Genomic DNA, 15,702 nt, shown 5'->3' on the forward strand with positions numbered 1-15,702 from the left:
AGCATAAAAAAAGGCCTATTAAATTATTTAATAGGCCTTTTCCGTTTTATAATCTAAAAGCTTATTCTGCTTTCTTATAATCAGCATTGATAGCTTCAACAATTGCTTTAGTAAGATCGCTTTTCTCTTCACCGTACATTACTGTAGCAGCAGCTTCGCTAGTTCCTAAGATATAGTTATAACCATTTGTTTTACCGTAAGCCCCAACAAAATCTTTAACTTTTACAATTACAGAATCTATATCTGCTTGAAAAGCTTGTGTTAATTGTTGTTGTTCAACTTGCATTTGCTGTTGTAACTGTTGTTGTTTTTGCTGTAAACCCGTCATTAACTCCTCTGCTTTTTTTCTATTGCTTCTAGCAATTCTTTGCGCTTCGGCTTGTGTTTTTTGAGCTTCTGTTTGAAAAGCTAATCCAATACTATCTGCTCTTTTTCTAAAAGCTTCATCTTTAGCTTTGTATTTTACTTCTAAGTCAATTTTTTCTTGATAATCATTAATAACGACTCCGTTATCTACAAATCCAATTTTATTTGGTTTTTCACAAGATGCTAAAACAAGCATCGCGATGGCAACATAAAGTATGTTCTTCATTTTTATTTTTTTTGATTATATTTTGGTTAATTTTTTTAATCCGAACAAATGTAATAAAGTAAGCTTTAAAACATCATGTAATTATTCGGATTTTAACATATAACAAAAACTTATACCGATTTAAAGTCTAAATAAATAATTACTATCAAAAACAGCTTCATATAAAGCGCTCTAAGCGATTTAAAAAAAACCGACTTATATTTAGACGTTATAACGTTAAATAATCTAAAATAGATAGCTAAAAATAATTTTTAGCTGTTTTTAATGATATAAATTAACGAAGAAGCCTCTTTTGAGCTTATAGATTTCAAGTTAGAACGTAAACCGTACCAAAATCCTTTAACCGGATTCATCTTGCCTGTTTTATATTTTTCAGAAAGCATACTCACATAAAACGCATCAAACAGCATGGGTTTTGTTTTTACAACACTCATGTTTTGTTTAGAAACTAAATTAGAAATAGAAACTTGATTAAAATGCCAAAGATGTCTAGGCACATCAAATGCCGCCCAAAATTCTTTATAGTGTTTTGCATCAAAACTTTTGTAATTAGGAACAGCAATAAGTAAAGTTCCGTTGTCTTTTAAAAGTGTTTTAAAGGTTTTTATATGATCTTCTAAATTCGGTAAATGTTCCAAAACATGCCAAAGCGTAATAACATCAAATTGTTTCGATTCAAATTTTTGAAGTTGTTCTGTATCAAAAACAGACTTATTTGTTTTACTATTCGCTATACCTCTAGCCTCTTCGTTTGGTTCAATACCAGAAACCAACCAACCATTTTGTTGTGCGGTTTGTAAAAAATCACCTGTACCACAACCTACATCTAAAAGCTGTTTTGCTTCCGAAGAAAAAGAATTAATAAGCTTAAGTTTCTTTTTTAGTGAAATACTTCTCACCAAATGATACACCTTTTCGAAGGCATTTCTCTTAGAATCGGTGTGTGAAATATAATCTTCACTTTGATAATACCCAGGTAATTTATCTAAAGTTGGTTGCGGTGTAGTTTCTAAAAAACCATATTCTTGGTTTTCTATTAACTCAAATTCTTCTCCAGAAACAGAATAATCTTTTACTTTTAAGTACTTATTTGTTGATTGATTTTTTACCACGAACCACGTAATTTATTTAATTGACACTTTAAAAACGATTACTTCTATAAATAATTGAAGCCCGTTTTCTTATTTATTATTATAGATTAAAGTTAAAATTAAAACTATTTTCAGTCTTACAAATTTAAAAAACAACCATCTTTAATTTAGGTCTCAACCTCAAAACGACATCTATATTTTAATTATTTTTCACTTTAAATTAAATGTTTTATTTCTGTTTTAATCTTTTTTTAGAGTTTTAAAATTAAATCCCAACAACTAATTCAACACAAAACTTCAATATTATTTTATAAACCAAAACACTTTTTAGATAAATTTACTGAAGCTAATCTTATTTTAAATTTAGAAATGATATCTATTTCTTTCTACAAAAATTAAAAAAAATCAGATTCAAATTCTTCATAAACAAGATCAAGATTCATGCAAATAACTTTTTTTTCAGAAAATTCAATTCAAAAATCGATACTCTTTTTAGATTTTATATTCTGGTTTTTATATTCTAAAACCTAAAAAACACAAAAAATATCAGATTTAAATCTCAAAACGTTCCACGTGGAACATTAAAAAAAGCTATTTAATTTCACTCAAATAACTTTTCTTTTAAACAACTATTATGGATTACCTTCCCATATAAACCAGTAAAACAGAAATATCATTTGGTGAAACACCACTAATTCTTGATGCCTGAGATACTGTTGCGGGTTGTACTTTTTTAAGTTTTTCACGAGCTTCTAAACTCATAGATTTAATCTGCGAGTAATCAAAATTAGCAGGTATTTTTACATACTCTAAACGTGATAACTTATCTGCATTCACTTTCTCCTTTGCAATATACCCAGAGTATTTTACCTGAATTTCGGTCTGCTCTATCACTTCCCTATCCAAATTATTGTCTTGAATATACGCCTCAACACTTTCAACTTTACGCACATCTTCCATATCCACATTAGGCCTAGCGAACACTTTAAAAAGCTTTCCAGATTGATTAACAAGCGCAGAATTTTTAGACTCTAATATCGGATTAATCTCCTCCGGTTTCACGCTTTGAGTTTCAAAAAAGCTTACAAATTTAGCAGCAGCATCATGCTTTTCCTCCATACGTTTTAAACGTTTTTCAGAAGCTAAACCCAACTCAAATCCTTTTGGCGTTAACCTAATATCTGCATTATCCTGACGTAAAAGTGTTCTATATTCGGCACGAGATGTAAACATTCTATAAGGCTCCTCTGTTCCTTTAGTAATCAAATCATCAACCAAAACACCTATATATGCCTCATCTCTTTTTAGAGTAAAAGGATCTTTCTCCTGGGTTTTTAAACTTGCATTTATACCAGCCATTAAACCTTGAGAAGCAGCTTCTTCATAACCTGTAGTTCCATTTATTTGACCTGCGAAATACAAGCCTTCTACCAACTTAGTTTCTAGTGTATGCTGTAATTGTGTAGGCGGGAAATAATCGTATTCAATAGCATATCCTGGTCTAAAAAACTTCACGTTCTCAAAACCAACCACACCACGCAGAGCTTTAAACTGAACATCTTCTGGTAGAGATGTAGAAAAGCCATTAACATAAACCTCACAGGTATTCCAACCCTCCGGCTCTATAAATAATTGATGACGATCCTTATCGGCAAAGCGATTAATTTTATCTTCAATAGAAGGGCAATAACGCGGTCCTAAACTTTTAATTCTACCGTTAAACATCGGAGACCTATCAAAGCCTTCGCGAAGCAAATCATGCACTTCAAGACTCGTGTAAGTCATGTAACAAGAACGTTGTTTTTCCAAAGGTTTTGTAATATCCAAATAAGAGAATTTTTCTGGATTTACATCTCCAGGTTGTTCAAGCATTTTAGAATAATCTAAACTACGACCATCAACTCTTGGAGGTGTTCCAGTTTTCATTCTACCAGATTCAAAACCTAATTCTACAAGCTGTTCTGTAATTCCAGTTGCCGCTCTTTCTCCTGCTCTACCACCACCAAAATTTTTATCTCCGATATGAATTAAGCCATTTAAAAAAGTACCATTTGTAAGCACAACAGATTTAGCTTTTATACTAATTCCTAAAGAGGTTTTTACACCAACCACTTTATGATTTTCTACAATTAAACTAGAAACCATATCTTGATAAAAATCAAGATTAGGCGTTCCTTCTAAAAGCATTCTCCAGTCTTCAGCAAAACGCATTCTATCACTTTGAACTCTCGGACTCCACATTGCAGGCCCTTTAGATTTATTCAACATTTTAAATTGAATAGCCGATGTATCGGAAACAATTCCGCTATACCCACCAAGCGCATCTATCTCTCGAACTATTTGTCCTTTAGCAATACCACCCATCGCTGGATTACAAGACATCTGAGCGATGTTTTGTAAATTCATAGTAACTAACAGTGTTTTACTACCCATATTAGCAGCAGCGGCAGCGGCTTCGCTTCCTGCGTGCCCAGCGCCAACAACTATAACATCATAAACATCATTAAACATGCTTTTCCTTTTTTTTAACTAGTAATGTTCCACGTGGAACACAAATATTTTTATATTAAAATCAATAAACCTAAACCGAAGTTTCTACTTAATTAAGTTTAAATAATACTCTTCTTTTTCTCGCATCAAACTAGCGTCCGATTCCGTTTTATCTTTATACCCACAGTAATGCAAAACACCGTGAACCATAACGCGTTTTAACTCGCTATCAAACTCCACTTCAAAATCCTTTGCATTATCAATTACCCTTTCTACAGAAATAAATATATCGCCTTGAACAATTTTTCCAACCGAATAATCAAAGCTAATAACATCTGTTAAAGTATCGTGATCCAAAAATTCCACATTCAATTTATGCAGATATTCATCGTCACAAAACACATAGTTTATTTCTTCTAATTTAAAACCTTCATTAGAAATTGCATCTATTATCCATTTAGAAACTACCTCTTCTTCCTCTAAATTAAAATCTATTTCGTAATTAAAATTAATCATTGCTTTGCTTAAAATATTCTTGAACCTTCTGTTTGTAAATTTGCTGCAAAGGTAAGCTTTGTCTATTCAATATTTCAGTAGTATTAAAATATTGTTTTGCTGTAGGTATTTGGTTATTAGAACTGTTGTTAAACTCATTAGTATTCGATTCAGATTCCCGCTTATTATCTTCACCTTGCCGAAAACTTGCCTTTTCAAATTTAAGTAACTGATGCTTTAACTGCATCATTTTTTGAAGCGTTCTATTATTAAAACCTCTATTTAACAACTCCAATTCTATATCTTCCATTTGCTTAACTAACTTATCTCCATTACCACCTTTACCAAACTTACCTTCCTTATTTAGTTGCTCTTCTAAAGCTTGACGTAATTCTTGTTGCTGCTGGTAAATTTTAAAAAGCTCACCATTTAGATCTTCACTAAATCCGTCTTGACCTTCTCCCGGTTCATTCCCGTTTTCACCTTTTCCTTCTTGATCACCACCAGAGCCATCTTTACCATCTTCACCTTCCTTCTTCCCTTCTCCATCCTTTTCACCTTCACCTTCTTTTTTACCCTCACCACTTTTTGGCTTTCCATTTTCGCCTTTTTTCATACCTTCCTGCATCATCTTATTCAACTGCTCTTGGCTCATAATAATATCGGGTAATTGCATATCGCCACCTTGACCTTTGCCCATAGACATACTCATGCTCTCTTGCATATTATCTAAAACATCACTTAAAATATTTGCTAAATTATTAGCAGCGGTTATAGCAAATTGCTGATTAGATACTCCTTGATACAATCTGTTTTCAGCTAGTAAATCTAAAGCGCGATCTATATTATAGTACACCTCAGTAATTTCTTTATTTACAGTCTCAGATATTTTAGGTTGACGCAACGATAGAGCAAACAGACTATCATCAACGTGCTCAAAATTCTCCTTTAAATTATTTTGTTTTTTTAAGTATGAAGCAAACTTATTATTGTTAACCTCTATAGATTTAAAGTTATTCATTAAGGCTTCTTGATCGAAAGAAAACAAAACCAAGTTATCCAAAACTTGACGAAGCATTTCTACATCTTCCTGCATTTGATCGCCTTGCATTCCACTCATAGCAGCACCCATTTGCTCACTCATCTGCTTCATTTTTTTGGCTGCTTTCTTCTGACTATCCTTAGCGTCTTTTGAATTTTGATCTTTACTTTCCTTTGGTTCTCCATTTGGTTTTTGGCCAGCCTGCTCCTGTTCTTTCTTATCTAAAGCTTCAGATGCTTTTTGCTGCTCATTCTCAACTTCCTTCTCATCCAATTTATCTCTTGGAATATCAATAGGCTTTTTTAATCCTTTACTTTCCTCTTCTAAGTTTTTGATATCTTCCTTAAACTTTTCGAATTCTTTATTTAATGCATCCTGCTTTTCTTTGGTGTTTTCCTCATCCGTTTTATTGGCCAACTTTTCTTGATCTAAGGACAGCTTCATTAAATCTTCTTTTAGTTTTTCTAGTTTCTTTTCAACATAAAAACGCTTCGTTAATTCTAGTAATTGCTGTAAACTTTTCTTTTTATTTTTATTCTGCTTAACAAGCTCATCCAACTTTTGAACCAAGTCATCTTTTCTAATTTTTTGTTGAAGATGTTTTAATTGCTCAAGCAACTTTTCATCTTCTTTTAATTTCTCTTCATTCTCCTCCAAACGCTTTTTTAAATCTTCTTTAAATTCGTCTTCCTTTGAGTTATCCTTTTTAAATTCATCTAAATTATCTTTTAACTTCTTATTGAAATTTTTCATCATTTCGTCCTGTTCCTTCTGGCGCTTAAAGAATGACTCTAATTTCTTTTTATCGTTAAAGTTTAAGTTCGACTTCTCTTTCTGAGTTTTAGTAACCTCTTGTAGTTGCTTCTCTTGCTTTTCAAAATTTTCTAGAGATTTATTTAAATCCTGAATATTTTCTTTCTGCTCTTCCAGTTGTTTTTGCTCTTCTTCGGCTTTTGTGCGTTTTCTATAAGAAAAAACCTTGCTTTTTGTACTTTTAAACCTATTAACTAAATCATTATCAAATACTTGAAAATATAAATTATAAGAAATTCCTTCTTCAATCTTTAAATTATTAGGAAAAGCACTTATAAATTCCGAAATATTAGAATTTGAAATAGGAATATTTTCTATCTGTTTATTTTTTTCATCTTCCGATGGATAATAAACCAACTGTAATTTACTAAAACCATAATCGTCGCTTACTTGTCCATAAAAATATAAACTTTGCAAATCGACAGAATCTGTTTCAACTTTTAATTTTAATTCTGGAAATTCATCTTTAACAACATTTATATTAAAGGCTAGGTTCTCATAATTTGTTAAATCTGCGTTGCTCGTGCTTAGCGTATATGAAAAATTTTTAAAAATTTTTCGTTTTAAGCCAAATATGCCAGGAGCCGATTTTTGGAAAATTATAGTATCCTTAGAAAATAAATTGACAGAAGTAGTCGATTTTGTTTTTAACTTCCAAATAATTTCCGTTCCCTCAGGCACTATGGCATTACCTGTACTTTTTAAAGTTTCAGTTTTTTTACTGGTATGACTCGGAAAATCTAAAACCATTTCAAAATCTAAAAGAGAAGGCACCTCAACAACATTTATAGTATACCGTTTTGAAGTAACCTTATTTGCAGATAGCTGAAAATTAATTTCTGTTTTAGGTTGCGGAAAAATATACTCAAACTCCCCTATTCCTTTTTGTTGTAAAAAATACGTTTCGTTATTATAAATAATTTGAGCACTTTCTGGCATAACTTCGCCAGCCGTTTTTACAATAAGCTTAAAATCTTTATTTTCTATGGCATTTAAATTTTGGTTCACCACAAAAAACTGAAACGGTGCAGGCGGCTCGTAAGCTGTTTTATAATTTACAACACGTGTATAACTATCGCTAAACCAATTAAAATTTCCTGTAAAAAAAGTAAGTAATAAAATTAAAACCGGAATAGCCGCATACTTCAAATACCCAAGATTCTTCCTAAAATTTATAGCTAGTTTAAATGGAATTGGATTTAACTCTAAAGATTTCTGATCGATACTCGCTAGTAATAATTCCGATTTAGAATCACTTTCATTAAGCTGTAATACATTTAATAACTTATCGTTAACCTCCGGAAAATGTTCACCAATTAATTTGGATGCTTCCTTATAATTAATCCCTTTTTGAAGTTTAAATAATTTAGCCAACGGCACCACAATAAACTTAACAAGTAAAGCCAATTCTACAGCAATAAATAACCAAAATAATACACTACGCGCTGTTGTATTTAACCATAACACATACTCAATAAAAACTGTAAATAGAAAATACAACAAACCTATAGCGAAAAATAAAATGGCCCCTTTAAGCAATTCATTAGTATAAAATCGATTAATAAATGCCTCTAATTTGTGCTGTATATTTTTAAAATTATCCATGTGTTTCTAAAAACTATTCGGTACTAACGTATTAACCCACTAAACTACAATTTTATTTTTTACAAGGTTTATAATTAGTTGTTAATTGTATCTTTGTCGCAAATCTTGAAACAAAACTTAGTTTTTAAAGATTAAAACCGTTTCTATTAACACTTAAATATAAAAATTTAAGCTTTATTATAAATTACAAAATGACCAAAAATGTTCGAGTGCGTTTTGCACCAAGCCCAACAGGACCGTTACATATTGGCGGTGTTCGTACTGCTTTATTCAATTATTTATTTGCAAAAAAACACAACGGAACTTTTATTTTAAGAATAGAAGATACCGACCAAAACCGTTATGTAGAAGGTGCAGAGCAGTATATTATTGATGCATTAAATTGGTGCGGAATGCCTTTTGATGAAGGCCCAGGAACTAACGAGAAATTTGGACCATACCGCCAAAGCGAACGTAAATCTCTTTATAAAGCTTACGCTAAAGAATTAATTGCTTCAGGAAATGCTTACTATGCTTTTGATACTGCCGAAACATTAGATGCCGAAAGAAAACAATGCGAAGCCAATAAAGAAACCTTTATTTACAACTGGCATAATCGCTTAAAATTAAGTAATTCTTTATCGCTTAGCGCGGAAGAAACTCAGGCTAAATTAGATGCTGGAGACGATTATGTAATCCGTTTTAAAAGTCCGCAAGATGAAACACTTCATCTAAAAGACATCATTCGTGGCGACATAAAAATTGATACCAACATTTTAGATGATAAAGTTTTATTTAAAAGTGATGGCATGCCAACCTACCATTTAGCGAATATTGTAGACGACCATTTAATGGAAATCTCTCATGTAATTCGTGGTGAAGAGTGGCTACCATCTTTGGCATTACACTACCAGTTATACAAAGCTTTTGGATGGGATGCACCAGAATTTGCACACCTTCCACTTATTTTAAAACCAACAGGAAAAGGAAAATTAAGCAAGCGTGATGGCGATAAATTAGGATTCCCTGTTTTTCCATTATTGTGGGAAGATCCAAAAACTAATGAAGTTTCTAGAGGTTATAAAGAAGATGGATATTTTGCCGATGCTATGGTAAATTTCCTTGCCTTTTTAGGCTGGAATCCAGGAACAGAACAAGAGATTTTCTCATTAGAAGAATTGATTGCTGCTTTCGATTTGAAAAAAGTAAACAAATCTGGTGCACGTTTTGATCCAGATAAAATTAAATGGTTTAACCACCATTATATGCAAGAACAAAACAATGAAGAGTTAGCAGATATATTCAAAAATTCAAAAGCAGAATTAGCAGATATCGATACAAGCTACATTGCAATGGCCATAAATTTAATTAAAGAACGCGCTACTTTTGTGAGCGATTTTTGGGATTTAAGCCATTTCTTTTTTGTTACACCAACATCTTATGATGAAAAAGCATCTAAAAAAGCTTTAAAAGAAGGTACAGACGACCTTATGAAGCAACTTATAGCTATTTTAAACGTGAATACCGATTTTTCGGTAGAAACACTTACTACGGAAATAAAAGGTTGGATAACAAGCAACGAAATCAGTTTTGGAAAAGTAATGATGCCTTTGCGTTTAGCACTTGTTGGCGCTCTACAAGGCCCTGATGTTTTCGATATTATCTACATGATTGGAAAAAACGAAACGGTTAAGCGTATTGAAAAGCTAATTGCTACAATATAAGTTTAGGTTTCCTTAAAATAAAAAAAGGTCTCTAAGTAGTTTTTAAAACTATTTAGAGACCTTTTTCTTTATAAATACTTTCCTAATACTTCAAAGGAATCACCATATTCCAAGTGTTTTCAAACTTCCAAGCTTCAGGTCCATTTCCAACTGCGGCAAATAAATGCGTAGGTTTTCCATCTTCAACTAAAACAAAAGGACGTTCAAAATGATTTTGGTGCGATGTAGATCCATCGTCCCATAATACATCACGACTATATGCTTTTACGTTTTCGAATAAGTTCCATTTTACACCATCTTTAGACCAAATATGGATGCCTCCACCTTCTTCTCCACAAATTTGACCAGAACGATCTTTCATAACACCTTCGTACCTATCACCTGCCCACCAAATGTATGGATCTTCAACATCTACATGACTATTACCAGGAGTTTCAAACCTAAAAACAGGTTCTTCAATTAAGCGTTTGTACTCTCCTTTTGGGCTATCTGCCATAGCAACACCTAACAACAATGGTGGCTTTGGAGTTACAGAAGATTTATACATCAATAAAATTTTACCAGTTTTTGGATCTACTGCTGGCGAAGGGTTTGATGTAATTGTAGCATCCCAATGTCCTGGTCTAGGTTCGATAACAGGTTTATCAACACGTTCCCAAGGACCAAAAATAGAATCACTAATTGCCAAACCAACACGTTTGTTTAACCAAGCTTTATTCCAATCATAACCATCTGGTTTTGGATTGTCTTTTGTGGGTTGATCAAAATCGTAAGTCGTCCCAAAATGATATAATAAGTACTTGTCTTTATACTTTACAATTCTTGGGTTGTGCGTACACATACCATCGAAAAATTCTGGTCCACGAACAGGGAGTACTACTTCTTGAAACTTGTAAGGTCCAACTGGTGTATCGGCCACAGCACGAACTACTTCAGAGTTTGTAACCCAATTACCAAAACCAACATCTTTAGACCATCTAGAAGCAAACATATGATATTTTCCGTCTTCACCTTTAATTACTGATGAACCCCAAATCCAATAATTATCATCACGAAAACCACCACCTATTGGAGCAGGCAAAACGCGATCTATAAATGCTTCGGGTGGTTTATTCTCACTTATACAAGATAATAAACCAACAGATGATAATGCTATAGATCCTTTGATAGAGGTTTCAATAAATGTTCTTCTTTTCATGTCTATTTTTTTTAATTTAAAACATAACTATCGCACCCAAAACTAACATATTTTGATTGCCTTTAAAACGAGAATCTCCACCAGAAAAGTCTAAGCTTTGATTTTCAATTTTATTAAGAATGTTTGTAAATCCGTAAATATATTGAGCTTTAAGTTTGAAGTTGTTTATTCCAACTGATGCACCTACGGCTCCGTTGAAATTAAATTGAGAAATATTTGTAATATCCTTAGCCGATAAATTAGTATAATTCGCAATGTAATAATCATCTTGCCCTTTATCATCAAACTCCAACCTACTATTATATTGCAACATTGGCCCAATATCGATAGTAAAATGCTTTGGTATTACCTTTATATGCATTAATAAAGCAAACTGAGCAGCAAATATTTTATAATCTATATAGGCCTCTTCTGAGCTAATTAAACTTGGTCTACCTAGTATTTCAATATGGTTTTCAGAGAGCTGCAAACCAAAACTCATATTATAAAATTTATGCGGTAAATCTACAATTGCAGCTGTTCCGGCTAAAAAACCTTGAGCACTTTTGGTTTCAAAATTATCGGTATCAATATTAAATTGTGTAATACCACCACCGATATTTATACTGTTTGTAATACGTATATTTCCTTTTTGAGAAAAAGATTTTGTAACAAAACATAGGGTAATGGCTACTAACAGTAAAGGTCGAATAAATTTCATACTAGTTCCGGATATAAATCTCCAAATATAGTTTAATTTTCGTATCTTAATTTTTCTAATCATTTAATAAAAATTCTATGGATTTCGTTTTCATTCCCCTTATTGTATTTGGGCTATTTATTTTAATTTCTTCATTCTTTACGGTAAAGCAACAAACTGCTGCTATTGTAGAACGCTTTGGGCGCTTCCAAGGTATACGCCAATCTGGTTTAAATTGGAAAGTTCCATTAGTAGACAGAATTGCAGGCCGTTTAAGTTTAAAAATTCAGCAATTAGATGTTATTGTAGAAACTAAAACTAAAGATGATGTATTTGTGCGTCTAAAAGTTTCTGTGCAGTATAAAGTAATTAAAGAAAAAGTAGAAGACGCTTTTTACAAACTAGATTATCCGCACGATCAAATTACAAGTTATGTATTTGATGTGGTACGTGCCGAAGTTCCAAAAATGATTTTGGATGATGTATTTTTAAGAAAAGATGATATCGCGATTGCTGTAAAATCAGAATTAAACGATGCCATGCAAAACTATGGTTACGATATTATAAAAACTTTAGTAACAGATATTGATCCAGATGCGCAAGTAAAAGAAGCCATGAACCGTATTAATGCTGCCGATAGAGAAAAAACAGCTGCTCAATATGAAGGTGATGCTGCACGTATTTTAATTGTAGAACGTGCTAAAGCTGAAGCTGAAAGTAAACGTTTACAAGGGCAAGGTATTGCAGATCAACGTCGCAAAATTGCTCGTGGTTTAGAAGAATCTGTAGAGGTTTTAAACAAAGTAGGTATTAATAGCCAAGAAGCATCGGCGCTAATAGTGGTAACACAGCATTACGATACTTTACAAGCCATTGGTAGCGAAACTAATAGTAACTTAATTTTACTACCAAATTCGCCACAAGCAGGAAGTAATATGCTAAACGATATGGTAGCTAGTTTTGCAGCGAGTAACCAAATTGGTGAAGCAATGAAAAACAATAAAAAGAAAGAAATTAAAGAATAGTATAACTCTATTTTTTTAATTAAAATGAAATCCTTAAGGTATAAACTTTAAGGATTTTTTTTGTTCTATTAAGAAGTTTTAAAAGGATGGCGTTCTTCCCAATCTTGCGACGGGTTCATCAATTTAAATATTTGCTTTAATAAGCCATTCATTATGGCATTAGTATGCTTTAAATACACCAACATTGGTTTAGCCTCTGCGCCTACCGAACTTTTAATTTCCATTGCAGTACGTGCATAAACAATAGTTTTAAATCGGTTTTCTATACCAAATTTAAGCATATCGTAAAGCATGTTTAAATACAATTGATTGGAGTATTGATGTTCACTATCATACCCAAGGAAATAAGTTTCTAGTACTCTTTTGTTCTGAATTAAAGTATAAAAACCAACCAATTTATCTTCTAAATAATAACCAAAGACTTTAAAATTATCTTTTAGTTGAAGTTTTAAACTATAAAAGTGATTTTCGGGTAAAATGAAGGTATTAAACTTGGCATTATTAGAAACGTTTAAATATAATTGATGTAAGGTTTCATTATTATTCTTAACATCCTCTGTAGATAATTCTATCGCCTTTATGTCGTTTAATTTCTTTCTAGCCCGCTTATAACGGTCTCTATATTTTTTCTGTAAGGCTGCAGTATAATCTTCAATAGTAAGCCAATCTTTTTTTATAGAAAACATCATATTAGGTTGCATAACCACCTGATGCAGTTTAGCAATATCTAAGCTATCTTTCTCTTTATGAATTGGATCATTTTCAAAATAATCCTTCAACACAAACATTCTAATAGTTTTATTCTGCTTGGCTTTTATAACAGACTTTATTTCATGTAAAGCCGTTTGTGTAATTTTAAAAAAAGCTTCCTGAGAGATCTCGTTTCTTTTAAAAAACAAACCATGTTGCCCAGTATGCGTTAAATTCCCGATAACAAGAATATTTCCTTTCAAAATTTTAGAAATTAAATCGCGCATATAGTTTTTAAAACACGACGTATCGGTTTTTCTAAACATATCATGCAGATACAATTGTACACGTTGTGTAACAGCCGCACCAACCAAAACATCGTTTTTAAATACACCAATATAAAACAACTCCAAATTATTTGGCGCTGCATTTTCTAAGGCCTGTAAATAGCCTGTTTGCAAGAAAATATCATGTTTTACAAGAACGTCCCAGTTTTTTGGAAGTTCATTACATGCGTTATAAATTTTATAGTGTATCAATAGAAAAATAAAAGACCGAAAATTTTAATTCTCAGTCTCTAAATAAGTTAATAGTTTACAAAAATACTATTTCCAACCACAAATAATAGCACCCATAACACCTAAAGTAACAATCCAATATCCTGCATTTATAAGGATGTATTTAGCACTCTTACGTTCAAACAATGCATTGGTACCTAAAATAGGTAAAGCGACAAATACGCCTGCTAAAACACCGTGTAGAGCGCCGTGTTTATAAGTTCTAAAATGATTACCGTAATCGGCCATAAAAGCCGTGTAAGATGGTAAAGCCTTAGAAGCATCACCACCAACCAAACTCAAGGCTCCGGTTTGATGAATACTCATTTGCATCATAGTCATCGCTAATAAAAAGGCAAAAATAAAAGCCAAAACAAAAATTTTAGCCATGTTTGCACCTTTCATACTTTCTTCGGTTAAACCAGCTTCATTCATCCAAATAGTTCCAAATACTTTTGGGTTATACCAAACAAAACCAACAACCAACGCAGAAACAGCCGCTAATAAAAGCGCAATAGGGTTAAAAAAATCCATAATATTTAAAGTTCAATTCGTGTTTAAAGGTAATTAAATTTAGGTTACAACTTGTTTATTTACAACAAACTACTATTACCAACTTCCGCTAGCACCACCACCTCCAGAACTTCCTCCACCTCCAGAAAAACTACTACTTGAGGATGAACTGCTATAACCTGAACCTGACCGGCTATAACTAGAGCTAGAAACACTAGAAGAGAAATTCTTACTCATAAAACTTTTATCACTTTTTAAAAATGAAAATTTAACAGACTCATAGTCTTTATTAGATCTCGTGTAAATAGCAATAATTAAGGGTAGAATAATAAATATTACAACTAACGAAACCATAGTAATTGGTATTGCTGTTAATGGTAAACTTTCTAAATATTCAAAAGGATCAATATCTATATTATTTTCTGATGCGATACCAATAATAAAAATACCAAAAAGGAGCGGCATAATAATAAAAGGTAAACTAAAACCAATTGTTAATAATGAAGACACTAATAAAAATGGAAATAATACAACACTTACTTTACCGGTAATTAAACCGCGAAATACGTTTATTAATTGCTTAAAACCTTTATAAAATACAGTAGATCCAACCCCAATAAAAAGACTCAAAAATATAAGTAAAATAAACCCTATAATTATTTTTCCCCATAAAGGCATTTTACCTTCTTGTTCTACTAAATTGGTAAATTCATCTCTATATTTGGGATCGTCAATAAGTTTAATAATTTTTGAAGTTGCTAAATCTACACCCTTATAAAAATCGCCTTTTTTAAACTCAGGCGTCATGGTTTCTCGAATAATTCTAGACGCGAAAGCATCGGTAATTATGGGTTCTAGACCATAACCTACTTCAATTCTAAACTTTCTATCGTTTTTTGCTACTAAAATTAAGAGTCCATTATCGGCTTCTTCTTGTCCGAGTTCATTCTTTTCAAAAACCTGTAAAGCATAGTTTTCAACTGTATTATTTTCTAAAGAATTAACAGTTAAAACTACTATTTGGTGCGTAGTTTTAGTTTCGTAAGCCTTTAGTTTTTTTCTAAGTTCTAAAGTTTCGCTTTCGCTGAAAAGAGCCGCTTTATCGGTTACTATTTCGGTTAGAATAGGAAAATCCTCTTGCCCGTTGGTATGTTGAAACCAAACAAAAAACAAGAGGATTATTAATTTTATTTTACTCAAATGTTGTAA

General features: G+C 32.1%; 12 protein-coding genes. 2 read left to right on the forward strand and 10 right to left on the reverse strand.

Features of this window, described 5'->3' with window-relative positions; translation table 11 throughout:
- Positions 1 to 61 precede the first annotated feature (61 nt).
- From BM246_RS06145 to BM246_RS06165, 5 genes are all read right to left on the reverse strand, one after another.
- Positions 62 to 592 carry an OmpH/Skp family outer membrane protein gene (locus BM246_RS06145; protein ID WP_074936548.1) on the reverse strand — a complete coding sequence of 177 codons (531 nt, stop codon included), beginning with the start codon at positions 590 to 592 and terminating at the stop codon, positions 62 to 64.
- Between the two features lie 251 nt (positions 593 to 843).
- Positions 844 to 1,704 carry a class I SAM-dependent methyltransferase gene (locus BM246_RS06150; protein WP_042504161.1) on the reverse strand — a complete coding sequence of 287 codons (861 nt, stop codon included), beginning with the start codon at positions 1,702 to 1,704 and terminating at the stop codon, positions 844 to 846.
- Positions 1,705 to 2,322: 618 nt separating this feature from the next.
- On the reverse strand, positions 2,323 to 4,194 hold the full coding sequence (gene mnmG, locus BM246_RS06155; RefSeq protein WP_074936550.1) for a tRNA uridine-5-carboxymethylaminomethyl(34) synthesis enzyme MnmG: 1,872 nt from the start codon (positions 4,192 to 4,194) through the stop codon (positions 2,323 to 2,325).
- A gap of 84 nt (positions 4,195 to 4,278) precedes the next feature.
- The gene (gene ybeY / locus BM246_RS06160; protein ID WP_042504164.1) at positions 4,279 to 4,689 is read right to left on the reverse strand and encodes an rRNA maturation RNase YbeY; all 411 of its coding nucleotides are present in this window, start codon (positions 4,687 to 4,689) and stop codon (positions 4,279 to 4,281) included.
- Positions 4,682 to 8,128, reverse strand: coding sequence for a hypothetical protein (locus BM246_RS06165; protein ID WP_074936552.1), 3,447 nt, complete (start codon positions 8,126 to 8,128; stop codon positions 4,682 to 4,684). Before BM246_RS06165 ends, ybeY begins: the two co-directional genes overlap by 8 nt.
- Before the next feature lie 191 nt (positions 8,129 to 8,319).
- Here BM246_RS06165 and gltX point away from each other — a divergent pair, with 191 nt between their 5' ends.
- Positions 8,320 to 9,831 (forward strand): glutamate--tRNA ligase, encoded by a 1,512-nt coding sequence (gene gltX / locus BM246_RS06170; protein ID WP_074936554.1) that lies wholly within the window; start codon positions 8,320 to 8,322, stop codon positions 9,829 to 9,831.
- Between the two features lie 82 nt (positions 9,832 to 9,913).
- Here gltX and BM246_RS06175 read toward each other — a convergent pair whose 3' ends face one another.
- Positions 9,914 to 11,029, reverse strand: a complete 1,116-nt coding sequence (locus BM246_RS06175) for a glycoside hydrolase family protein (RefSeq protein ID WP_083415725.1) — start codon at positions 11,027 to 11,029, stop codon at positions 9,914 to 9,916.
- Between the two features lie 16 nt (positions 11,030 to 11,045).
- Positions 11,046 to 11,729: a hypothetical protein gene (locus tag BM246_RS06180; RefSeq protein WP_042504208.1), complete on the reverse strand. Its 684-nt coding sequence runs from the start codon at positions 11,727 to 11,729 to the stop codon at positions 11,046 to 11,048.
- Positions 11,730 to 11,806: 77 nt separating this feature from the next.
- Here BM246_RS06180 and BM246_RS06185 point away from each other — a divergent pair, with 77 nt between their 5' ends.
- On the forward strand, positions 11,807 to 12,733 hold the full coding sequence (locus BM246_RS06185) for an SPFH domain-containing protein (RefSeq protein WP_074936556.1): 927 nt from the start codon (positions 11,807 to 11,809) through the stop codon (positions 12,731 to 12,733).
- Between the two features lie 68 nt (positions 12,734 to 12,801).
- Here the strand turns inward: BM246_RS06185 and BM246_RS06190 are convergent, their stop codons facing one another.
- The 3 genes from BM246_RS06190 to BM246_RS06200 all read right to left on the reverse strand — a co-directional run bounded on the left by BM246_RS06190 (position 12,802) and on the right by BM246_RS06200 (position 15,693).
- A complete protein-coding gene (locus BM246_RS06190) occupies positions 12,802 to 13,962 on the reverse strand; it encodes a GNAT family N-acetyltransferase (protein ID WP_042496307.1) in 1,161 nt (386 codons plus the stop codon).
- Positions 13,963 to 14,028: 66 nt separating this feature from the next.
- Positions 14,029 to 14,514 (reverse strand): DUF1761 domain-containing protein, encoded by a 486-nt coding sequence (locus BM246_RS06195; RefSeq protein WP_042496305.1) that lies wholly within the window; start codon positions 14,512 to 14,514, stop codon positions 14,029 to 14,031.
- A gap of 75 nt (positions 14,515 to 14,589) precedes the next feature.
- Complete coding sequence (locus BM246_RS06200) at positions 14,590 to 15,693, reverse strand: TPM domain-containing protein (protein ID WP_074936558.1); 1,104 nt, start codon at positions 15,691 to 15,693, stop codon at positions 14,590 to 14,592.
- Positions 15,694 to 15,702: the final 9 nt, after the last annotated feature.

Origin of the sequence: Algibacter lectus (genome assembly GCF_900112395.1) — a bacterium.
Classification (GTDB): domain Bacteria; phylum Bacteroidota; class Bacteroidia; order Flavobacteriales; family Flavobacteriaceae; genus Algibacter; species Algibacter lectus.

Bases quoted from the DNA above. Each gene is read 5' to 3' on its own strand.
- BM246_RS06145 (WP_074936548.1), bottom strand. From the start codon at position 592: ATGAAGAACATACTTTATGTTGCCATCGCGATGCTTGTTTTAGCATCT.
- mnmG (WP_074936550.1), bottom strand. From the start codon at position 4,194: ATGTTTAATGATGTTTATGATGTTATAGTTGTTGGCGCTGGGCACGCA.
- ybeY (WP_042504164.1), bottom strand. From the start codon at position 4,689: ATGATTAATTTTAATTACGAAATAGATTTTAATTTAGAGGAAGAAGAG.
- BM246_RS06165 (WP_074936552.1), bottom strand. From the start codon at position 8,128: ATGGATAATTTTAAAAATATACAGCACAAATTAGAGGCATTTATTAAT.
- gltX (WP_074936554.1), top strand. From the start codon at position 8,320: ATGACCAAAAATGTTCGAGTGCGTTTTGCACCAAGCCCAACAGGACCG.
- BM246_RS06175 (WP_083415725.1), bottom strand. From the start codon at position 11,029: ATGAAAAGAAGAACATTTATTGAAACCTCTATCAAAGGATCTATAGCA.
- BM246_RS06180 (WP_042504208.1), bottom strand. From the start codon at position 11,729: ATGAAATTTATTCGACCTTTACTGTTAGTAGCCATTACCCTATGTTTT.
- BM246_RS06185 (WP_074936556.1), top strand. From the start codon at position 11,807: ATGGATTTCGTTTTCATTCCCCTTATTGTATTTGGGCTATTTATTTTA.
- BM246_RS06195 (WP_042496305.1), bottom strand. From the start codon at position 14,514: ATGGATTTTTTTAACCCTATTGCGCTTTTATTAGCGGCTGTTTCTGCG.